General features: G+C 48.2%; 22 protein-coding genes. 17 read left to right on the top strand and 5 right to left on the bottom strand.

Features of this window, described 5'->3' with window-relative positions; translation table 11 throughout:
* Positions 1-276 precede the first annotated feature (276 nt).
* The 3 genes from ABMB67_RS22205 to ABMB67_RS22195 all read left to right on the top strand — a co-directional run bounded on the left by ABMB67_RS22205 (position 277) and on the right by ABMB67_RS22195 (position 3,752).
* Complete coding sequence (locus tag ABMB67_RS22205) at positions 277-810, top strand: DUF8052 family protein (RefSeq protein ID WP_251223624.1); 534 nt, start codon at positions 277-279, stop codon at positions 808-810.
* Positions 807-2,423, top strand: a complete 1,617-nt coding sequence (locus ABMB67_RS22200) for a carbon starvation CstA family protein (protein WP_354573343.1) — start codon at positions 807-809, stop codon at positions 2,421-2,423. The genes ABMB67_RS22205 and ABMB67_RS22200 overlap by 4 nt, the downstream gene beginning before the upstream one ends.
* A gap of 441 nt (positions 2,424-2,864) precedes the next feature.
* Positions 2,865-3,752 (top strand): peptidoglycan-binding protein, encoded by an 888-nt coding sequence (locus tag ABMB67_RS22195; protein ID WP_354573342.1) that lies wholly within the window; start codon positions 2,865-2,867, stop codon positions 3,750-3,752.
* A gap of 120 nt (positions 3,753-3,872) precedes the next feature.
* On the opposite strand, the gene ABMB67_RS22190 is transcribed toward ABMB67_RS22195, so the two are convergent.
* Together ABMB67_RS22190 and ABMB67_RS22185 are read right to left on the bottom strand one after the other, a co-directional pair.
* The gene (locus ABMB67_RS22190; RefSeq protein ID WP_251223622.1) at positions 3,873-4,835 is read right to left on the bottom strand and encodes a TIGR03943 family putative permease subunit; all 963 of its coding nucleotides are present in this window, start codon (positions 4,833-4,835) and stop codon (positions 3,873-3,875) included.
* An 18-nt stretch (positions 4,836-4,853) separates the two neighbouring features.
* Positions 4,854-5,888: a permease gene (locus ABMB67_RS22185; RefSeq protein ID WP_251223621.1), complete on the bottom strand. Its 1,035-nt coding sequence runs from the start codon at positions 5,886-5,888 to the stop codon at positions 4,854-4,856.
* A 199-nt stretch (positions 5,889-6,087) separates the two neighbouring features.
* Between ABMB67_RS22185 and ABMB67_RS22180 the strand changes: the two genes are divergently transcribed.
* The gene (locus tag ABMB67_RS22180; protein WP_251223620.1) at positions 6,088-6,642 is read left to right on the top strand and encodes a DUF2179 domain-containing protein; all 555 of its coding nucleotides are present in this window, start codon (positions 6,088-6,090) and stop codon (positions 6,640-6,642) included.
* A 158-nt stretch (positions 6,643-6,800) separates the two neighbouring features.
* Positions 6,801-7,442, top strand: coding sequence for an SDR family oxidoreductase (locus ABMB67_RS22175; RefSeq protein ID WP_251223619.1), 642 nt, complete (start codon positions 6,801-6,803; stop codon positions 7,440-7,442).
* Between the two features lie 169 nt (positions 7,443-7,611).
* Here the strand turns inward: ABMB67_RS22175 and ABMB67_RS22170 are convergent, their stop codons facing one another.
* On the bottom strand, positions 7,612-8,166 hold the full coding sequence (locus ABMB67_RS22170) for a YpiB family protein (RefSeq protein ID WP_251223618.1): 555 nt from the start codon (positions 8,164-8,166) through the stop codon (positions 7,612-7,614).
* A gap of 261 nt (positions 8,167-8,427) precedes the next feature.
* The gene (locus tag ABMB67_RS22165; protein WP_354573341.1) at positions 8,428-9,261 is read right to left on the bottom strand and encodes an undecaprenyl-diphosphate phosphatase; all 834 of its coding nucleotides are present in this window, start codon (positions 9,259-9,261) and stop codon (positions 8,428-8,430) included.
* Positions 9,262-9,521: 260 nt separating this feature from the next.
* On the opposite strand from ABMB67_RS22165, the gene ABMB67_RS22160 reads away from it, so the two are divergent.
* Positions 9,522-10,043, top strand: a complete 522-nt coding sequence (locus ABMB67_RS22160) for a TlpA disulfide reductase family protein (RefSeq protein WP_251223616.1) — start codon at positions 9,522-9,524, stop codon at positions 10,041-10,043.
* Between the two features lie 77 nt (positions 10,044-10,120).
* A complete protein-coding gene (locus tag ABMB67_RS22155) occupies positions 10,121-11,215 on the top strand; it encodes a DUF3866 family protein (protein WP_354573340.1) in 1,095 nt (364 codons plus the stop codon).
* Here the strand turns inward: ABMB67_RS22155 and mciZ are convergent.
* The gene (gene mciZ / locus ABMB67_RS22150) at positions 11,116-11,325 is read right to left on the bottom strand and encodes a Z-ring formation inhibitor MciZ (protein ID WP_251223614.1); all 210 of its coding nucleotides are present in this window, start codon (positions 11,323-11,325) and stop codon (positions 11,116-11,118) included. The two genes, ABMB67_RS22155 and mciZ, sit on opposite strands and share 100 nt — an antisense overlap.
* 78 nt (positions 11,326-11,403) lie before the next feature.
* On the opposite strand from mciZ, the gene ABMB67_RS22145 reads away from it, so the two are divergent.
* From ABMB67_RS22145 to ABMB67_RS22100, 10 genes are all read left to right on the top strand, one after another.
* A complete protein-coding gene (locus ABMB67_RS22145; RefSeq protein ID WP_251223613.1) occupies positions 11,404-11,949 on the top strand; it encodes an NUDIX hydrolase in 546 nt (181 codons plus the stop codon).
* The gene (locus ABMB67_RS22140; protein WP_354573339.1) at positions 11,950-13,122 is read left to right on the top strand and encodes an endonuclease Q family protein; all 1,173 of its coding nucleotides are present in this window, start codon (positions 11,950-11,952) and stop codon (positions 13,120-13,122) included.
* A gap of 66 nt (positions 13,123-13,188) precedes the next feature.
* The gene (spoIIM, locus tag ABMB67_RS22135; protein ID WP_251223611.1) at positions 13,189-13,824 is read left to right on the top strand and encodes a stage II sporulation protein M; all 636 of its coding nucleotides are present in this window, start codon (positions 13,189-13,191) and stop codon (positions 13,822-13,824) included.
* A gap of 123 nt (positions 13,825-13,947) precedes the next feature.
* Positions 13,948-14,400, top strand: coding sequence for a ferric iron uptake transcriptional regulator (gene fur / locus ABMB67_RS22130; RefSeq protein ID WP_251223610.1), 453 nt, complete (start codon positions 13,948-13,950; stop codon positions 14,398-14,400).
* 213 nt (positions 14,401-14,613) lie between these two features.
* Complete coding sequence (locus tag ABMB67_RS22125) at positions 14,614-14,844, top strand: YqzK family protein (RefSeq protein ID WP_354573338.1); 231 nt, start codon at positions 14,614-14,616, stop codon at positions 14,842-14,844.
* A gap of 25 nt (positions 14,845-14,869) precedes the next feature.
* Positions 14,870-15,760: a site-specific tyrosine recombinase XerD gene (gene xerD, locus ABMB67_RS22120; RefSeq protein ID WP_251223608.1), complete on the top strand. Its 891-nt coding sequence runs from the start codon at positions 14,870-14,872 to the stop codon at positions 15,758-15,760.
* 103 nt (positions 15,761-15,863) lie between these two features.
* A complete protein-coding gene (deoB, locus tag ABMB67_RS22115; RefSeq protein WP_354573337.1) occupies positions 15,864-17,045 on the top strand; it encodes a phosphopentomutase in 1,182 nt (393 codons plus the stop codon).
* Between the two features lie 17 nt (positions 17,046-17,062).
* Positions 17,063-17,878 carry a purine-nucleoside phosphorylase gene (locus ABMB67_RS22110; RefSeq protein WP_354573336.1) on the top strand — a complete coding sequence of 272 codons (816 nt, stop codon included), beginning with the start codon at positions 17,063-17,065 and terminating at the stop codon, positions 17,876-17,878.
* 18 nt (positions 17,879-17,896) lie between these two features.
* Positions 17,897-18,727, top strand: coding sequence for a purine-nucleoside phosphorylase (locus ABMB67_RS22105; RefSeq protein WP_251223605.1), 831 nt, complete (start codon positions 17,897-17,899; stop codon positions 18,725-18,727).
* Positions 18,728-18,756: 29 nt separating this feature from the next.
* Complete coding sequence (locus ABMB67_RS22100; protein WP_354573335.1) at positions 18,757-20,058, top strand: pyrimidine-nucleoside phosphorylase; 1,302 nt, start codon at positions 18,757-18,759, stop codon at positions 20,056-20,058.
* Positions 20,059-20,198: the final 140 nt, after the last annotated feature.

Raw genomic sequence — 20,198 nt, 5'->3', positions numbered from 1 at the left:
ACTAGTCAAGCCGCGTAATTAATTTTTTAAAAACACTAAAAGCGAAATGGGGGTCGTCTAACAATCGTGAACTAGGCTTTATGAAATTGATTCAATTATATAGGTCTTTAGACTGATTAGATTTTTTTCTGAAATAATGTATAATTTAGAAGAGTTTTAAATTGATTGAATATTCCTACTAATTATCCAGTAGCAGGAATAAACTTCTAAAGGGGGAGATAGTCGGCGCTGTGAGAGGGGGAATGAGAACAAAAGTGTAGCTGAGGTGGTAAGAAGATGGCACAAACCGGTGTAGACAAATATTTGAATACGATGGCGAACCAGTACACAATGCAGTTTAATGTCTACCGCGATGAAAAAATTGGAGAGCTTCCACTCGCTTTTTATGCTGAATTTAAACGGCGGGATGAAAAATACTTGATGACGAAATCGATCAAAGTATGGAGCGTGGAAAATCAACAATATGTGTTCGTCAGGAAGGCGGAGCAAGCTCTCAGCGTGGCCGAAGTCAGGCGATTTGCCGCTGAAATAGATAAACATATTCCTTCTTTTGTACCGAAAAAACAGGAGCATATGTCGACTTATTTCCTCGGGGTCATTGTCGTAGATGGTCCGGTTGACAAGAAGGTACAGAAGGAGATACAGCGGGCGCGTAAAATCAAATTTTTGAAATATGGCTGGCATGGTTGGGCTGATCGCTATATGGCCGTCGTGAGTTTACAAGAGAAAAATGTGTTTGTGCACAAAAAAGGGAGAGAGTTTGTTAAAGGGTTTGAAAATGCCTTAACAAAGGAGGAAGCGAAGTCATGAACTTTTTAGTTTTATTATTGATTTCCGGCGTTATTCTTCTATTCGCTTATCGAATTTATGGAAGATTTCTTGAGCGCGAGCTGAAAGTCGATCCGGGGCGCGAGACACCAGCGATGACCGTCAATGATGGCGTGGAATACGTACCGGCGAAAAAACCGGTGCTTTTAGGTCACCATTTCGCAACCATTGCCGGAGGAGGGCCGATAACCGGTCCGATTGCGGCCGTTGTCTTTGGCTGGTTACCCGCTGTTATCTGGATTATTGTCGGAAGTATATTCATTGGCGGTGTCCACGATTATACCTCGCTTCAGGCTTCCATTCGTCATAAAGCACAGTCGATTGGTACCATTATTAAGGAATATATGGGTGGCAGAGGGCAAGTGCTGTTTCTCACCTTTTCGATTGCGACCCTGATCCTGATCGTCGGTGTTTTCATGATTTTGGTGGCGAATACATTTGTGTCCGTACCGGAAGCGGCGACAGCATCGATGTTATTCATCGGAATTGCTATTATTTTCGGATTTTTAGTTAACCAATTGCGGATGAATTTTGTCGTCAGCAGCGTTTTAGGTGTCGTGGCGATGCTGATTGCGATTTGGGTCGGCATTTCATTTCCGTTGCATTTAAGCGCGACGACATGGTCGCTGATCTTGCTCGGCTATGCGTACGTGGCTTCCGTCATGCCAGTCTGGCTGCTGCTTCAGCCGCGTGATTATTTAAACGCTTTCTTGTTATATGGAATGATCATCGGTGCGACTGTCGGAATATTAATTGCAGCCCCGACAATTCAGATGCCGGCTTATACTGGCTTTAATCATGAAACGATGGGCTTCCTGTTTCCGATTCTTTTTATCACGATTGCCTGCGGGGCGATCTCGGGCTTCCATTCGCTTGTTTCATCAGGGACGACAGCGAAGCAGCTTGATAATGAGCGGAATGGGAAATTTATTGCCTATGGCGGGATGCTGCTTGAAGCATTTCTTGCCATCATCGCGATCGGCTCTGTCGCGTATTTAACCCAGGCTGATTTTGCCGCACGCTTAGAAGCTTTAGGCGGGCCGATTGGAACATTCGCGGCAGGCATCGGTTATTTTATGTCGTTCTGGGGAATCTCAGAATCCGTTGCGGTCACATTTACAGCATTAACGGCTTCGGCTTTTCTGCTAACGACGCTTGACTCTGCGACGCGTTTAATGCGCTACGCGGTTCAGGAAATTACTGAAAACCGGGCGCCGCAAGCTTTTCAAAACAGTCATGTTGCAACAGTGACAGGATTGATCGGTGCTGCTGCTCTTGCTTTAACTGGCACATGGGAGCAGGTTTGGCCATTATTCGGATCGGCCAATCAGATGCTCGGTGCCCTTGCCTTGCTGGCTGTCGCTGTTTGGCTTAAGAAGACAGGCGCCCGTAATTTCTATGTCGTCATCCCGATGGTATTTATGTTTTTAGTGACGGTTGCCGCCCTCGGTGTATTGATGTACAACAATTTTGTAGCAAGCAACTGGCTGCTGTTCGGTTCAGCCTTCGTCTTATTTGTTCTCTGTATCTTCCTGGCGCTTGAAGGATGGCGTTCGATCTTTGAAGAAGAAGCAGATTCTACGATCAAAATGTAAGCGGATGCAGTGATAAGATAAAAGCGGACTTACGAGAAAAAATGACAGGGGCGCAGAGGCTCCATCCGTCACAATACAGAAAGCTCGTGACGGCTTGCTCATTGCTTAGAGGCTTGAGATAAAGGTGAAAACACACCCTTTTCTCTCAGCCTCGTTTTTTTTGGTGGCGGAAAAGAGGCGGCTTGTAATCTGGTACGCGCGCAGGCGTCACTCGCCATAAGCCTTATGAGAAATCTGCTCACAACAGCTTTACCAAATCGTGGCAACTCCACTCATTGTCTCCCTTCATCATTTCAATTTCGTAACAGGCGGTTTACATTTGGTTATGTGGTTTACAAAGCGATTTCGTTTTCGTTAAAACAGGTCGGAAAGCATTGCTTCCCCGAGGCTTGGCTGATATCGTTGCATTCGGTGAGACATTTACATAAGGAGGTTTTTTATTTGAAACCGGATCGACCATCACGATTTATACGTCGCATCGGATTACCAATTGCAGCCGCAGGAGTCCTCTTTTTCACACAACCGGCTCTGTCAGAAGCCGAGGAAGCAGTTCAGCTGACGACTACCGAATTTGAACGGGGAATCGAGCATCACGAAGTTGGGATTTTGCAACAATTACTTGCTGTACAAGCCGGAATCGAATCACTGGCAATCACGGATAAATATGATGCTGATACAGAAGAAGCCGTCAAACGCTTCCAGGAACAAGCCGATTTACCGGCAGACGGCATTGCCGGTCCACACACATTAGGCGCATTGCTCATGTTAAGCAAAGGGGATCAAGGCGCTCTTGTTGAAGAATTGCAAAAGCTGCTTCAAGAATGGGGCTATGATCAAATAGAAGCTGACGGAATTTTTGGCCCGTTGACGAAGCAGGCAGTGGAAGCCTTCCAAGCTTCACAGCAAATTGCCAAGGATGGGATCGCCGGCCCGCAAACCTATGCCAAACTGGCAAAGGTAGAACAGGCAGCGCAGGAAGCGGAGATTGAACCACTCGTTCAGGCAGCCGCGACCGAGCCGGCGGCAACTGACGAAGGCGCGACGGTTTTCGAAATGGAAGCGACTGCTTACACAGCCGATTGTCAAGGCTGTTCAGGGATGACCGCTACGGGAATTAATTTGCATGAAAATCGGCAGCAAAAAGTGATTGCTGTTGATCCGGACGTTATTCCACTCGGAACCCGCGTTTACGTTGAAGGCTACGGAGAAGCAATCGCCGGTGATACAGGCGGGGCGATTAAAGGAAATAAAATCGATCTCCATGTGCCGACAAAGGAAGAAGCCCTTTCGTTCGGCCGCAGAACTGTTACGGTCACGATTATCGAATAACGAAAAGAGGATGTCCAACCAGCCGTGGTTTTGGACATCCTCTTTTTCCTGTAGTGGAGCTGCGACAAAAAAGTGTTTTTTGCCTTACAGCTCTTTTCCTGGTGGTGGCGTCACCGTCTTTTAGAAGCTGAAGCGTGGAAAGACATAGGGGTTTTCCGGCTCTTCGATCACTTCAATCTCCTTTAACTGAACGAGCGGCATCGGGTAGCCGTTATATTCGGTTTGATTGAGGACGCCGCGCAGTGTGACCCATGTATCATTTGCAAACTGGCTTGCATCGTCCGTGTGAACCATTGTGCCGTAAACAGCGGCGTCGGCGACACAGCATGTCATGCCGAAGCGGGCGACGACAAACTGATGATCAGCAAAATCAGGCTCGCGATAGACAAAACCTGTGATCTCGATCGTATGACCGACAAAGCGCTGAAGCTGAAGATCGAGGATCGTCATCACATCGAGATAGTTTTCCTCTGTGACAATGACCGTTTCTGCTTGATGAAACTCTTCGGCCAAATCCTCATAATATTGCTTGAAGCCTTCCTCCACATAATAATCGCGGGCATCGAACTCGTCAGCTTCTGTGCTGCCCGCTTCGAGCTGCTCATAGTAGCCGTCAGGATCCGCTAAAAATGCTTCCGCCCTGGCGGTATTTGTGGCGGCCGGCTGAGCCGGTGAAGGAGCAGAGGACTGTTCCGTAAGGATTCCGGAGCCATACTGAATTCCGCGATTAGCTGCAACCGAGCTGTCCAATACTTTGTCTGGCAGCACAAATCCGAGAATAATGGGAACGATAAAAATCGAATATACGAGCAGCTTTCCGGCTGGTGATCCCGGCATGCTGTGGTCGGCGCCGCACTCGCAATCATGCTCCTCCTCTTGATTTTTCGCGGTGCTTCGAATAATTTGGACGACACCGAGCAACAGAAAGACAACGGTGGCAAAGTATGTAAAAGGCATCATCGTCGGAGCAATATAATAACGGATGTTGCCGGTGATGATAAAAGCGAGCATCAACAGCGCAAAGCCAATTAAAATAATCCCGCGTATATAGGCATGAAAACCGAGGTCGGTATGCTTGTTCATTTCCATGATCCCCCTTATCTAAATAATCCCGCCAAGCTGAAGTGCCATCACAGCGAGAAAGACGGTTACCGTAACAGTCAGGATGAAGCCGATCACAAAACGAGCCGAGAAGAAAGCGAACAGCATGATCGTATTTTTTAAATCAATCATCGGACCGTAGACGAGAAATGCAACGATTGAGCCTGTCGTAAACATGTTGGAAAAGGACGAGGCGACAAACGCATCGGCCTCCGAACAAAGGGAAAGCAAATAAGCGAATGCCATCATCACCGCTGTGGAGGACCACTCATTTCCGCCAATTGTCTGGAGGAAGCTGCGATCCAGAAATGTTTGAAAGAGAGCCGCGACGAAAGCGCCGAGAATTAAATATTTCCCCATTAAGAAAAATTCATCGGCGGCATGATAGAACGTTTGCTTCCAGCGTGTTACAGAGCCGTGCGAATTCCCTATCACTTCGACATGCTCGTGAGTAAGGTCATGCTTTGTTCTCTTTAAATGATGTTTGTTCTTAAAGACTATGTACAGGATCGCCCCAATTATGATAGAAAGGATGAAAGCCAGTCCCATCCGCGCATATAACACGGTAAGGTCGGTCCGAAAGGCAAAGAAAGTTGAAGCAGCGACAACCGGGTTAAGGATCGGCGCAGCGACAAGGAAGACGACGCCGACATGGAGAGGCATGCCTTTTTTGATCAGCCGGCGGACAATCGGGACGATTGCACATTCACAAATCGGAAAGATCGTTCCTAAAATAGCAGCAGGTAAAAGGGCAGCATACGCATTTTGCGGCAAAAACCGCTGCATCCAGCTTTCTTTGACATAAATTTGAATCAGGGCAGAAACGAAAACACCAAGTAAAATAAAAGGAATCGCCTCAAGAACAATACTGAGGAAGATCGTATTGACTTGCAACCATGTATCCGGGACTGTAAAGCCGGCTTGTTCGTTTTTGAAGGATTCAATCGTGAAAAATAAAATGAGGAAGAGGATAAGTAAGAGAAAACCGAGAAAGTCTTTTGCAAATGAAAGAAACCGTTCTTTTACACTATGCATAGTGGCGATACTCCTTGCAGTTCGTTCGCATGATTTGCTTCTCTGCTATTTTACCATAAATGGATAGATTTGCAGGTCGAGTGGCTGATTGTAACAGAAATGTAGCAATCCAGAAAAAGTAAAAAAAAGAGGCTGGCTTATCGCAATATTTCCTGTTACACTACGGTAGTTGTTAAGTTTTGAAAGTAGGTGATCAAATATGTTGCAGGCGTTGATTATTTTTGTTGCCCAGTTGCTTTTTGTCCCGGTGTTGACTTTGCGTACGATTATGATGGTAAAGGGAATGAAGGAAAAAGCGGCGGCGATGGGCATGCTTGAAGGGATTATTTACGTTGTCGCGCTTGGCATTGTCTTTAGTGATTTATCGAATTATATGAATATGATCTCCTATGCATTAGGTTTTGGGATTGGTGTATATATTGGACAAATTATTGAACAGAAGCTGGCAATCGGCTATGTAACGATAGAAGTAAATATTATGCAAAAAAACGAAGACCTGACAAACCGGTTGCGTGAGGTAGGCTTTAGCGTTTCAACCGCAGAAGTGGAAGGAATGAATGAAGCGAGACGCTACCGTTTGGATTGTACGGCAAGGCGGGATCGTGAGAAGGAATTTATTGAAATTGTCAGCAAGTATGAACCGAGTGCCTTCATCGTCTCGTACGAACCGCGCAACTTCAAAGGCGGTTATATTACAAAAGCAATGAAAAAAAGAAAAGAGAAGTTCATGCGCAGCAAAGCGAAAGTATCCTAGCGTTGTTAGGAAAGGAGCTGGGCAAAAGGTAGAAAACAACAACCTTTTGTCTCAGCTCCATTTTTATTTGCGAGCTTTTTGATTGACCATGCGGACTGAAGTTGTTTACCGTATAGGGGAGAAGGGAAATCTAATGAGCGAAAGGAGAGGATCACAGTATGGACATTTTAGTCGTTGGAGCAAATGGACAGGTGGCCCGGCATTTGCTGTCAAAGCTTAAGGAGCTTGGTCATTCGCCCGTAGCAATGATCAGAAAGGAAGAGCAGGCCGAGGAGCTGTTGAAGCTCGGCGCAGCAAGAACGGTCGTCGCCGATTTGGAAGGGGATATCAGCGCGGCGTTTGCCGGCGTTGATGCCGTTATTTTTGCAGCCGGTTCGGGCGGTCATACCGGTGCGGACAAAACGATTTTGATCGATCTCTGGGGAGCGATCAAAACAATTGACGAGGCGGAAAAGCACGGGATCAAGCGCTTTGTTATGCTAAGTTCGATGGGGACCGTTGATCCTGATAAAAGCGACCGGATTCGCCACTATTTAGTGGCGAAAAAGCTGGCTGACGACCATTTGAAACGTTCCGGGCTTGATTATACGATCGTGCGGCCGGGCAGTTTAACAAATGATCCCGCTCAGGGAAAAATCAAACTGGAACCGGAAATTAAAGTTCGGGATAATACGATCACGAGAGAGGATGTCGCGATTGTTCTCGCCAATGTGGTCGAGCGCGAGCAGACGATTCACAAAACATTTGAAATTCTAAATGGAGACACGCCGATTGTTGAGGCGCTTGATGCGCTGAACTAACATAGAGTGGAACGAAAATAGTGCAGTGGCTTTGAGCTTGAGGCTTTTCCTCAAGCTTCTTGCTCGTCTCGGAGATGTGATGCGAACTCTTGGCAGGGAGTGCGCGAGCCAGACAGGCTTCGCGCACTTTCTTGAGGGTTGTTTGAGCCGGAATTTACGATCTGCTAAGTCAGGAAGTTTGGGCGTCCAACTCCTGCAGCTGCTTGACCAGCAGTTTGAAGCGCTGCTCATCCTTATGATCGAGCGCTTCATCGATTTGCTTTAACAGGGTGTTTTTTTCTGTTTCGATCAGTACGGCCTCAATCAATGAGCCGGCTTCCTTTTTATATGCTCGGAATTGCTTATAATGTTTAATGTATTCTCTTGACTCGGAGTCCAGCATTTGTAAATATTGCTGATTTTGCGCTTTGCCATGAAAGTGGAGGATGACGTAGACTGGATCGGCCGGATTCGCCTGGAGCTCTCCGATGGCGCGGGCCGGATCATCGATTTTTTTACGATATAAGTAAAAAGCAAACCCCGTCTCCTCGGACTGGATGGACGAAACGACAATGGTCCGTTCACGGCTGCGGATTTCTTCAGTAAAGATGACTTGCTCAAGCAAATGATAATGCTGCAAGAGGTGTTCCAGTACCCGCCCCGCCTCTTTTCGTTTTAATTGCTGCTGTGCGAGGAACCATTTAAGAAATTGACGCTTTTCTGCTACGGATACCCACTTCCCCATTCATTGATCACCCTTAAAACCTTTTCTATCAGTGTAACATACATCTCATTTACGTTTTTAACGATGTGAGAAAATCTTACGTTGTTTTTGGCTTGATATTAAGAAGTAAATGAGAAGAGAAAGTAGGTCAACTACATGACTGAACAGAACAAATGAAAGTGGGTGTATATCCACTGTTCCTGAAATAGACTCCGCTTTCTGCGGGAAGCGGAGTCTATTTCATTCGCTATGGTTTGTTCGAGATTTATAACCTAGTCTCTCCTATAAATCAATGATGAAGCTGTTGTCGAGATAAAAATAGACAAAAATCGCAGCGGCGAAGCAGTAAAGCGCAAAGTAGATCAGCTTGCTCTTTTTCAAGAAATCAATTAACCAGACGATGCCGAGCCAGGAAAAAACAAACGTAGCGAGGAAAGCAATCACTAAAGGACCGACCCCGACCTCGGCGATGATAGAGCCTTCCATAAAATCACCGATCGCCAGCACGGTGGAGCCAAGGATGACCGGGATCGACAAAAGGAATGAATAACGAACGGCGGTGTCCTTGTTTAAGCCGATGAACAAAGCCGTAATCAAGGTTGCGCCAGAGCGGGAGACTCCCGGCATGACGGAGATTGTCTGACCGAGACCGACAATCACAGCATCGACAAAGGTCATTTCTTTTTCCGTCCGGTTTCCAAGCCGTGCGAACCGTTCAATGATGATCAGGAAAAGTCCTGTGACGGCCAGCGCGGCAGCAATAAACGGCGGCGTTTTAAAGACATCTCTGATCGCATTTTCAAGCACGAGGCCGAGCACCCCTGTAATAAAGGTGGCAACGATAATATAAAGAGCGAAATAAAAAGAAGTCCGGTATTCGGCGGAACGGCTCGTTATGTATCCGAAGAACCCTTTTATAATCGTCAGCAGATCGGCTCTAAAGTAAATGACAACGGCTAAAATCGATGCTAAATGAAGAAAAATTTCGAACCCGAGTCCGGGAAATGAGTAACCGAGCAGAATCTGGGTGATAACAATGTGAGCTGTACTGGAAATGGGCAAAAATTCTGTAATTCCTTGGACAATGCCAAAGATTAACGCTTCTAAGATTGACATGTGTGTCTCCGTCCTTTTTTCACAAAATAGTCATTCCTACCATGTAGAAAAACAAAAGCATAAATCGGACGGATAAATAAAGACAGCGAAGCCGCAGAGAAACAGGCTTTAGCGGCTGAACTGTTATTTATTGATCCGCCTTAACTGTTTCATTCTAGCAAACTTTTCCCTAATGGAAAAGAAGTATCCTCATCTTTGATGCTTGCGCCCTAGAAACGGTTCTTTCTATAATGAGGAAAGAACAGAGTAGGAGGACCAGAATGAAACGAAAGCTAACTGGTGTCGTCGTAGTAGTGGCAGTCTTGTTGATAGCCAATCTTTTCATGTCTCGAGATAGACAGGAAGTCGGAAACAGTCCGGGAATGGTGGCGGAAAATTTTCAATTGCCGATGTATGAGCAGCCTGTGGGGGAGCTTCATGATTATTTCGGAAATGTGATCGTCTTAAATACATGGGCCTCGTGGTGCGAGCCTTGCCGGGAGGAAATGCCTGCCCTTATGCAGCTTCAGGATGATTACCACGCTCAAGGGTTATCGGTGCTAACGGTGAATATGCAAAAAACAGAACGTACTTTGCAGGATGCTGCTGAATTTATTGAAGAAATGAACATTACGTTACCGGTCTTTTTCGATGAGGATGGATTCGTTTATGATCAGTATCAGCTTCCGGGACTGCCGGTAACGTACATTATTAACAGGGACGGGGTCATTGAAGAGCGAATTGCAGGCGAAGTAACATATGAAGGGCTGGAGGAGCTGATTTTGCCTTTGCTTGATCAATAGTGGCGAGCAGCGCCGTCATGATTTCTGCCTCAACGGGGTACACTAATAGAAAATGTGACGAAGTTGGGCGTGAAGATATGTATACAGAAACGAAAGCAACGGTGTTGGCTGTATGGTATGAGGATGAAGAGGTTCAGAAGTTGACGACAGACAGTGAAGTGGGGCGCGCGATCTTATTTAAGCGTTTTACGCCACCTGTAAAGGCCGGAGAGCAAGTATGGGTCAATACGACGGCGACAACGCTCAAGCTTGGGACGGGCGGCTGGGATATTGTTCGCAGCCTGGCAGGGAATCATGACGGGATGATAGCTGGAAGCGGGGAAGCAGGTCATATTATGAAAGCGCGCTATACCCCTGTCCAGCATAGTGTGCTCACCGTTGAAGAGCAGCAAAGTGACTTCCATGATATCTTTTGTGAGCCGTTTTCGTTAGCTGGCACCCACGTCTGGCTGGCCGAGCTTCACAGCATGGTGCCGTTAATGTACTACATGGCCCAAGAACTGCAAGAAGGAATCAGCTGCTGCGTGATTTTTGATGATCAGGCGGCTCTGCCGCTTGCCCTCAGCGATCAGCTGCGTGAACTGCACCGTGAGGAGTTTTTTTCCTCGATCACGGTCGGTCAGGCGTTCGGCGGGCAATATGAAGCTGTTACGCTCGCCTCCGCTTTGCAATTTGCCAAGATGGTGCTGCAGGCCAAGATGATCGTCATTTCGGTCGGCCCCGGTGTCGTCGGCACAGGAACTGTCTACGGCTTCAGCGGGATGGCTCAGGCGAATTGGTCCAACACGGTCAGCGCCCTCGGTGGCATGCCGATCTGGGTCCCGCGCCTCTCCTTTGCCGATAAGCGGGAGCGTCACTATGGCCTCAGTCACCACACGCTCACTCCTCTAAGCCGGTTTACGTTAAAAGAGGTGGTGCTGCCTTTTCCTTATCTTGACGACAAGTATCGGCAAGTGATTAAGAGGCAGCTGAAGGAAGTCAGCTTTCAATGCAGCCATCAGATTCATTTCGCTGAACGCAATCAGGCTCAGTCTGCCTTTTTGCGTGCGCTGAAAGCGGCGAAGCTCCCTCTTCAAACGATGGGCCGCAGCTTTGCCGATGATCCGGCGTTTTTTCTGGCCGTCGCCGAAGCGGTGCGTTTCGGTCTTGAGCTTGTCCCTTCAACCGATTGAAGCCAGCTTTCGACTGTTGAATAGGAGTGGCGGAGCTCCTTGAGCTTTGCTTTGATTTCCCACGCTTTTCCTGTTAACACAACACCTCGCTGATGGAGATAAATGTTCATGGCTGTCCGTCCTCTCTGTTTAGAAGTATGATACACTTCTATGAGAGAGGACGCTGAAAAAGAACAGGAGGAAAGAATGTGGATCATCTTTTTGAAAAGACGATAAAAACAACCCCGATCTATCAAGGAAAAGTGATCGATTTACAAGTCGACGACGTCACGCTGCCAAATGGCAAAAAAAGCAAACGTGAGATCGTTAAGCATCCCGGCGCGGTGGCGATTCTTCCGATTACAAAGGAAGGAAAGCTTGTGCTCGTCCGCCAATACCGGAAAGCGCTAGATAAAGTGATTGTCGAAATACCGGCAGGCAAGCTTGAACGGGGGGAAGAGCCGGATGCAGCGGCGCGGAGAGAGCTGGAGGAAGAGACCGGTTACCGCTCGGAAAAGCTTCATTATCTTATTTCCTTCTATACATCACCGGGTTTTGCCGATGAGCTGATCCACCTGTATGAATGCGCTGATCTTGAAAAAGGGCAAGGGGCATTGGATGCTGATGAATTTCTCGATGTTCTTGAGGTTACATTAGAAGAAGCGGAGCAAATGATCCGCGATCAAACGATTTATGACGCGAAGACGGCCTTCGCTGTGCAATATATGAAGCTTAAGGAAGTAGGGCGAACGTAAATGCTGCATGATTACATTGCTGATCTACATATTCATATCGGAAGAACGAGAAAGGGGGAAGCAGTGAAAATTTCAGCTGCTCCCTCTTTGACGTTGGAACGGATTCTCGGGATGGCTGGCGATACGAAAGGAATTGATATCGTCGGTGTGATCGATTGTCACGTCGATGAGGTGCTGACGCAAATCGAGGAGGCGGTCGAGCATCAGGCTGCTTATCCGCTTGCAGGCGGAGGGCTACAATTTTCACGGGTGACACTGTTTCCCGGCACGGAAATTGAATTGTCTGATGAAGCCGGCCAGGGACCGGTTCATGTTCTCCTGTTTATGCCGACATTGGAAAGCATGCGCGAACTCAGCGACTGGCTCGCGCAACGGATGAAAAACCCGCGCCTTAGCTCACAGCGGGTTTATGAGCGGGCAAAGACGGTGCAAAAAAAAGTGCGCGAGCTTGACGGCCTTTTTATTCCGGCCCATGTATTCACTCCTTTTAAAAGTGTCTATGGAAAAGGGGTGAAGCGGAGTCTGGCGGAAATCTTTGATCCCGATTTAATCGATGCAATCGAGCTAGGTTTAAGCAGTGATACGACGATGGCCGATCAGATTGAAGAGCTGCACCGCTATCCTTATTTGACGAATTCCGACGCCCATTCGCTTGAAAAGATGGCGCGAGAGTATCAAATGATCCGACTCGGGCAGCCGAGCTTCAGCGAATTTAAGCAGGCGTTGAAAAACGAGCAGGGGCGGATGATCGTCAGCAATTTTGGTTTGAACCCGCTGCTCGGCAAATATTATCAAACAAGGTGCGCTGTTTGCGGGGAGGTGACCGCTTCAGGGACGGCTTGTTCCGCCTGCGGCTCGCACAAACAGATTAAAGGAGTGGCCGATCGCCTGCGTGAGCTGAAATCGGGTGAGGGCGGACCTGCTTCACGGCCGCCCTATGTGCATCAAATTCCACTGGAGTTTATTCCAAAGCTCGGAAAGAAAACGCTGGAAAAGCTGCGCGCTGCCTTTGGAACGGACATGAATATCATTCACCGCGCTACCGCGGAAGAACTGCAAGCGGTCGTGCCGTCTTCTATCGCAAACAATATTCTTGCTGCGAGGGCGAACGGGCTGGAGGTGGAGGCCGGCGGAGGCGGGACGTACGGCAAGGTGCGGAGAATCATAGAATAGAACACTTGTCATAGATTTTCCCTTCCATTCATAGAGTGGAGTAAGAGTACATGAGGAGGGAAAAAGATGAGAAGGCAGGGGATTCGGGAGGCTGTAACGGGCCATGTAACAGAGAACCGGGCAATCTATTTATTTACGACCGTGCTTTTTTTAATCGGCATTGTATTTGGGGCGATTATCGTCAATAGCTTGAGCCTGACGCAAAAGCACGATTTATATATGTATGTCAGCCAATTTTTTGGACAAGTTGAGCAGGGCGATTTGGCCGAACCGGCGGCGATATTCAGCCAGAGCTTCGTCCATTATGCGAAATATTTCGGTCTGATGTGGATTTTGGGCTTATCGATGATCGGGTTGCCGGTCATTTTAGTTCTTTTGTTTTTAAAAGGAGTGGTCGTCGGCTTTACTGTCGGTTTTCTCGTCAATCAGATGGGGATGTCCGGGTTTTTCTTGTCGTTTGTCTCGATTATGCCGCAAAACTTCATCCTTGTCCCGGCGTTTATTATTGTCGGTACGGCGAGTATTTCCTTTTGCTTGAAAATGGTACGCCAGCAGTTCGTCAAGAAAGCCAACATTCCGGTAATGCCGCAATTTCTAAAATATTCACTGCTCGTTTTCAGCGTCGGTGGGATTGTGACGCTTGCTTCTGCCTTTGAAGCGTATATTTCTCCGGTATTAATGAGATTTGTGATCAGCTCTTAATAATAGTAATTATCAAATGAAAATAATTCTATCTTTTTAATCAATAATCATTATCAATTGACACTGTTTTTTTGAATGATTATAATGAGAGGAGGTAAAATGGTTTGAGGGGAGGCTGGTACGATGGAGAAACGACTCGAACGAATCAAGAAGCATTTGCATTCACAGAGCTACAAGCTTACACCGCAACGGGAATCAACTGTACGGGTGCTGCTTGAGCATGAAGAAGACCATTTAAGTGCAGAAGACGTTTACCTCCTCGTGAAAGAGAAATCACCGGAAATTGGCTTAGCTACCGTGTATCGCACGCTTGAGCTTCTGGCGGAGCTGAAGATTGTAGATAAAATAAATTTTGGCGATGGTGTCTCACGATTTGATTTGCGTCAGGAAGGGGCTGCGCACTTCCATCATCATTTGGTTTGCATAGAGTGTGGAGCTGTAGATGAAATTCAAGAGGATCTGCTCGGCGATGTGGAAGAAGTGGTCGAGCGCGACTGGAACTTTAAAATTAAAGACCACCGTCTTACCTTTCATGGCATTTGTCATCGCTGCCACGGCAAGGATGAAGAGAAGTAAAAAGAACAACTTCATAGATGATCGTGGAGAAGAGGCTGGACAAAAAGGTGTTTTTTTACCTTTTGCCAGCCTCTAAGTTTATATGTAGGAGAGAGTGGGGAGGAAGGTTTTTAGAGAAGACGTTTTTTGCAGGTGCGGAAGCTCTTCTGTCAGGTATATTCTTTAGCATTTTTGGCATAGCTTGTAATAAGAAGAATGCTGGGGGGTATCCCGATGAAAACATGGTTTCAGGCGGTCATCCAAACATTAAAAGTATTTCTCTTATTTATGGGATGCACACTTCTCTTTTATTATGGTATTCTATGGGTGAGTCAGGAATATGAAAGCTATCATCGATACGATGAACCGAAAGGAAAGGCAATCAAAGTGTTTCACATGGAGAATGACAACGGCTCTTCTTCATGGATAGAACGATTGCTGCTATTCTACCAGGAAGGAGAATAGCCCTTGTGAGAGGAAGCGATGTCAGGTGGAACAGGAAATAGCGGAGTTTCTCCATTATATTCGCGTAGAAAGAGGACTTGCCCTTAATACGATTCAATCCTATCAGCGTGATCTGAAACAATATCAGCTTTATGTAAAGCAGGTTGAGCAGGTCGAATCACTCGCTTCAATTGAGCGGCAGCATGTGCTGCAATTTTTATATTATTTAAAGGATCAAGGAAAAGCGGAAACGACAGTGGCGCGAATGATGGCTGCGGTTCGCGCTTTTCACCAATTTGCGTTACGCGAAAGGCTTGCCGAGCGCGATCCGTCTGCTCATGTCGAGCTGCCCAAGGCGAGCAAGCGTTTACCGAAAGTGCTGTCTTTGGCCGAGGTGGAAGCATTACTGGAGGCGCCGCATGGAGGAGACGCCTTTTCCATTCGAAATCGCGCTCTGCTTGAAGCGCTTTACGCGACCGGAATGCGGGTGACGGAGCTGTTAAGCTTAACGCTTTCCGACACGCATTTGACAATGGGATTTGTCCGTTGTATCGGCAAAGGGAACAAAGAGCGGATCATCCCGCTTGGCCGGAAAGCGACAGCGGCGATTGAGCATTATGTGAAAGCGAGCAGGCCGGTATTAATGAAGAAACAACGGCATGAAATACTCTTCGTTAATCATCATGGAAAACCGTTATCGCGCCAGGGTTTCTGGAAGGTGCTGAAGCAGCTTGCCGCCCAGGCCCGGATTGAAAAAGAACTGACGCCGCATACGTTACGGCATTCCTTTGCAACACATTTGCTGGAAAACGGCGCCGATCTTCGGGCCGTGCAGGAAATGCTTGGTCATGCTGATATTTCGACGACACAAATTTATACCCATGTCACGAAGGTGAGAATGCGAGATGTCTATGCCCAGTATCATCCGAGGGCATAGTCTTTTTCCAGATTAGAGGTCAGACTTCTGACGTCTTATGATTTAATCGTTAAGATAGAGAGAACGGGGTATAGTAACAGGGAAGAAAAGGGAGGAAGGTTTGATGAAGAAAGCTCAATTTGAACGGATCTTTTTAATCGTCCTCGATTCTGTCGGCATCGGGGCAGCGCCGGATGCGGCACAATTCGGCGATGAAGGGTCGGATACACTCGGCCATATTGCAGAACGAATGCAAGGTCTGCAAATGCCAAATATGGCCAAGCTGGGCTTGGCTCATATTCGTCCCGTTTTAGGGGTGGAAAAGGTCGCGAATCCGCTTGCTCATTACGGATTGATGCAGGAAGCTTCAAGTGGAAAGGATACGATGACCGGCCATTGGGAGATAATGGGGCTCCATATAACGGAGCCGTTTCAAGTGTTTCCGAATGGGTTCCCGCCGGAATTAATCGCGGAGCTTGAACGGCAGACTGGCCGGAAAATTATCGGCAACAAAGTCGCCTCGGGCACGGAAATCCTTGTGGAACTTGGACGTGAGCATGTTAAAACAGGGGCGCTGATCGTTTATACATCGGCGGATTCCGTTCTGCAAATTGCCGCACATGAAGACGTTGTCCCGCTTGCGGAATTGTATGATATTTGCGAGAAGGCGAGAAAGCTGACGTTAGATCCCGCCTATATGGTCGGCAGAGTGATTGCCCGCCCGTTTGTCGGCGAGGATGGAAAATGGGAGCGGACGCCGAACCGGCATGATTACGCGCTGAAGCCATTTGGAAAAACGGTAATGAACGAGCTGGTCGAGAGCGGCCTTGATTCGATTGCGCTTGGCAAAATATCCGATATTTATGACGGCGAAGGGATTACGGAATCGATCCGCACCGTCTCCAATGAGGATGGGATGAATAAGCTGCTCGACACGCTGAAAAAGCCTTTTACCGGACTCAGCTTCCTGAATTTAGTTGATTTCGACGCGAAGTTCGGTCATCGGCGCGATCCGCTCGGGTACGGCGAGGCGCTTGAGCAATTTGACCGCCAGCTTAGGCAGGTAATGGACGCCTTAACAGAGAAGGACTTATTGATCATTACAGCTGATCACGGCAATGATCCGACGTTTCCGGGAACGGATCATACACGCGAGCTCGTCCCGTTGCTTGTGCATCATAAAAAGCAAACGACGGCCAATGATTTGGGAACAAGACAGACGTTTGCCGATGTCGGAGCAACAATTGCCGATAATTTCGGCGTTCCTCTACCAAAGCACGGTACGAGTTTTTTACAACAATTATAATGGGAGGGGAAACAAAGATGGAGAAACAGACAGTGCAGCAGGCAGTGGATTATATTAATGGGAAGATCGGCGAAAAGCCGACAATCGGTCTTATTCTTGGCTCGGGACTCGGCGTGTTGGCGGAGGAAATCGAACAGCCGGTCTCGATCCCATATAAGGAAATCCCTCATTTTCCTGTATCGACGGTGGCTGGTCATGCCGGGCAGCTCGTGATCGGCAGCTTACAAGGCAAGCAAGTTGTCGCGATGCAGGGCCGCTTTCATTTTTATGAAGGGTATTCAATGGATACGGTGACGTTTCCAGTCCGTGTCATGAAGGAGCTTGGTGTCAACATCGTTATCGTGACAAATGCCGCCGGAGGGGTAAATGAATCGTTTCAGGCGGGCGATTTAATGCTGATTACAGATCATATCAATAATATGAGCCAAAATCCGCTCATTGGGCCGAATGATCCCGATTTCGGCGTCCGTTTTCCGGATATGTCCAACGCTTACTCGCCTTCATTGCGTCAGGTGGCGAAAGAGCAGGCAGCCCAATTACATATTTCTGTTAAGGAAGGGGTTTATGTCGCCAATACCGGTCCGTGCTACGAAACTCCGGCCGAAGTGAAAATGATTCGCAAGCTTGGAGGCGACGCAGTCGGAATGTCGACCGTGCCTGAAGTCATCGTCGCCCGCCATGCCGGATTGGACGTGCTCGGGATTTCTTGCATTTCCAACATGGCCGCAGGCATTCTTCCACAGCCATTGGATCACGAGGAAGTGATTGAGACGACCGAGCGCGTGAAGGAAGACTTTCTCGCCCTAGTAAATGCGATTGTCAAAAATATATAACAAGTGAGGGGAACAAACATGGAACAACTGCTTGCAAAAATAAAAGAATCGGCGGCGTATTTGAATGAAAAACTGACGACCACTCCAAAGATCGGACTGATTCTCGGCTCAGGCCTGGGTGAACTGGCCGATGAGATTGAGGATGCTGTCAAGATTCCTTATGGCGATATTCCGCATTTCCCGGTTTCGACCGTAGAAGGTCACGCCGGGCAGCTCGTGATCGGTAGCCTGCAAGGCAAGCCGGTTGTCGCGATGCAGGGCCGCTTTCACTATTATGAAGGCTATTCCATGCAAGAGGTAACCTTTCCGGTTCGTGTGATGAAGCAAATCGGCGTCGAATTGCTTCTCGTGACGAACGCCTGCGGCGGAATGAACAAAGCATTCGCCCCCGGCGATTTGATGGTCATTACCGATCATTTGAATATGACGGGTGAGAACCCGTTAATCGGACCGAATGAGGAAGAGCTTGGACCGCGCTTTCCAGATATGAGCCATGCCTACACGCCCGAGCTCGTGCAATTCGCTCTGGAAACCGGGAAGAAGCTTGGTATTTCACTGCAGCAAGGTGTCTATGCAGGCGTGACCGGCCCGACGTATATGAGCGGGGCCGAACTGGTCATGCTCCGCAATGTAGGCGGCGATGTCGTCGGGATGTCAACCGTGCCTGAAGTCATCGTCGCTCGTCATGCCGGAATGAAGGTGCTCGGAATTTCGTGTATTACCGATATGGCGATCGGGGAAGAAATTCAAGGGATCACCCATGAGGAAGTGGTCGCTGTCGCCAACCGAACAAAGCCTGTTTTCATTACATTAGTTAAGGAACTTGTGGCAACTGCACCCCTTTCATAGGTGGGCGGACAAAAAGGAGGCGAAGCCTGATGCGTATGGTTGACCTGATTGAAAAGAAACGCGATGGCCATCAATTAACAAAGGCTGAAATCCGTTATGCTGTAGAAGGCTACACGAAGGGAGAAATTCCTGATTATCAAATGTCCGCGTTGGCGATGGCGATCTTTTTTCAAGATATGTCGACAGAAGAGCGCGCTGAATTAACGATGGCAATGGTAGAATCAGGGGATCAAATTGACTTATCGTCGATTGAAGGCATCAAGGTCGACAAGCATTCGACCGGCGGCGTTGGCGACAAAACAACGATTGCCTTAGCGCCGCTCGTCGCCGCGCTCGGTGTTCCTGTTGCAAAAATGTCGGGGCGCGGACTTGGTCACACCGGCGGCACAATTGATAAGCTCGAAGCGATTCCTGGATTCAGTGTCGAGCTGGAGACAAGTCAATTCCTGAAGCTGGTCAATCAGAACAAGCTCTCCGTCGTCGGTCAGACCGGGAACTTAACACCGGCCGATAAAAAGCTGTACGCGCTGCGTGATGTGACAGCAACAGTCAACTCCATTCCGTTGATCGCCAGCTCGATCATGAGCAAAAAGATTGCCTCAGGGGCCGATGCGATTGTCCTTGATGTCAAAACCGGTTCCGGGGCGTTCATGAAAGAGTTTGACCAGGCGAAAGAGCTTGCCGAAGCGATGGTGGCGATCGGAAAAAGTCTCGGCCGCAATACGATGGCCGTCATTTCCGATATGAACCAGCCGTTGGGGCGCACCGTCGGAAATGCGCTTGAAATCAGGGAAGCGATTGAGATGCTGCGCGGCGAAGGGCCGGCTGATTTGGTGGAGCTTTGTCTGACACTTGGAAGCCATATGGTCTATCTCGCCGATAAAGCTGATTCAGTTGAAGAAGCGAGAGAAAAACTGGTCGAAGTCATTGCGAACGGCCAGGCAATTGAGACGCTGAAGACATTTATCGAAGCACAGGGCGGCGACCCGGCGGTTGTCGATGATCCAACCAGGCTGCCGCAGGCCCAGCTGAAGATCCCTGTCAAAGCTGAACAGGATGGGAAGATCGCGGCAATTGTCGCCGATAAAATCGGCACCGCGGCGATGCTGCTTGGGGCAGGTCGGGCGACAAAGGAATCGACGATTGATCTCGCCGTCGGGATCGAACTTGAAAAGAAAATCGGCGACGACGTAAAGCGCGGTGAGACGATTGCGACATTGCATGCCAATCAGCAGGATGTCGAGGAAGTCGTTGCGATGGTTCGTCAGGCGTATTCGATTTCTCAAGCAGAAGTCAAACGGCCGCCGTTAATTTATGAAGAGATTCATTAATCTTTTATAAGAAGGTCATTCCAAGCGGGCAGAGCCTGTTGGAGTGGCTTTTTTTAGTGCGCCACGCATGGCGCGTAGCTAGGCGGTGAAAGTCCGCTATGGGGGCTGGCAGTTGCCAACCATTAGCCAAGAGCAAGGGT

Source organism: Halalkalibacter oceani (genome assembly GCF_040544555.1).
GTDB lineage: Bacteria > Bacillota > Bacilli > Bacillales > Bacillaceae_D > Halalkalibacter > Halalkalibacter oceani.
The sequence above is the reverse complement of the archived record's forward strand: the minus strand, read 5'-3'. Positions and strand labels throughout refer to the sequence as shown.

Excerpts from the sequence above, each read along its gene's own strand:
- ABMB67_RS22205 (WP_251223624.1), top strand. The coding sequence starts at position 277 with ATGGCACAAACCGGTGTAGACAAATATTTGAATACGATGGCGAACCAG.
- ABMB67_RS22200 (WP_354573343.1), top strand. The coding sequence starts at position 807 with ATGAACTTTTTAGTTTTATTATTGATTTCCGGCGTTATTCTTCTATTC.
- ABMB67_RS22190 (WP_251223622.1), bottom strand. The coding sequence starts at position 4,835 with ATGAACAAGCATACCGACCTCGGTTTTCATGCCTATATACGCGGGATT.
- ABMB67_RS22185 (WP_251223621.1), bottom strand. The coding sequence starts at position 5,888 with ATGCATAGTGTAAAAGAACGGTTTCTTTCATTTGCAAAAGACTTTCTC.
- ABMB67_RS22180 (WP_251223620.1), top strand. The coding sequence starts at position 6,088 with ATGTTGCAGGCGTTGATTATTTTTGTTGCCCAGTTGCTTTTTGTCCCG.
- ABMB67_RS22175 (WP_251223619.1), top strand. The coding sequence starts at position 6,801 with ATGGACATTTTAGTCGTTGGAGCAAATGGACAGGTGGCCCGGCATTTG.
- ABMB67_RS22170 (WP_251223618.1), bottom strand. The coding sequence starts at position 8,166 with ATGGGGAAGTGGGTATCCGTAGCAGAAAAGCGTCAATTTCTTAAATGG.
- ABMB67_RS22165 (WP_354573341.1), bottom strand. The coding sequence starts at position 9,261 with ATGTCAATCTTAGAAGCGTTAATCTTTGGCATTGTCCAAGGAATTACA.
- ABMB67_RS22160 (WP_251223616.1), top strand. The coding sequence starts at position 9,522 with ATGAAACGAAAGCTAACTGGTGTCGTCGTAGTAGTGGCAGTCTTGTTG.
- ABMB67_RS22155 (WP_354573340.1), top strand. The coding sequence starts at position 10,121 with ATGTATACAGAAACGAAAGCAACGGTGTTGGCTGTATGGTATGAGGAT.
- mciZ (WP_251223614.1), bottom strand. The coding sequence starts at position 11,325 with ATGAACATTTATCTCCATCAGCGAGGTGTTGTGTTAACAGGAAAAGCG.
- ABMB67_RS22140 (WP_354573339.1), top strand. The coding sequence starts at position 11,950 with ATGCTGCATGATTACATTGCTGATCTACATATTCATATCGGAAGAACG.
- spoIIM (WP_251223611.1), top strand. The coding sequence starts at position 13,189 with ATGAGAAGGCAGGGGATTCGGGAGGCTGTAACGGGCCATGTAACAGAG.
- fur (WP_251223610.1), top strand. The coding sequence starts at position 13,948 with ATGGAGAAACGACTCGAACGAATCAAGAAGCATTTGCATTCACAGAGC.
- ABMB67_RS22125 (WP_354573338.1), top strand. The coding sequence starts at position 14,614 with ATGAAAACATGGTTTCAGGCGGTCATCCAAACATTAAAAGTATTTCTC.
- deoB (WP_354573337.1), top strand. The coding sequence starts at position 15,864 with ATGAAGAAAGCTCAATTTGAACGGATCTTTTTAATCGTCCTCGATTCT.
- ABMB67_RS22110 (WP_354573336.1), top strand. The coding sequence starts at position 17,063 with ATGGAGAAACAGACAGTGCAGCAGGCAGTGGATTATATTAATGGGAAG.
- ABMB67_RS22105 (WP_251223605.1), top strand. The coding sequence starts at position 17,897 with ATGGAACAACTGCTTGCAAAAATAAAAGAATCGGCGGCGTATTTGAAT.
- ABMB67_RS22100 (WP_354573335.1), top strand. The coding sequence starts at position 18,757 with ATGCGTATGGTTGACCTGATTGAAAAGAAACGCGATGGCCATCAATTA.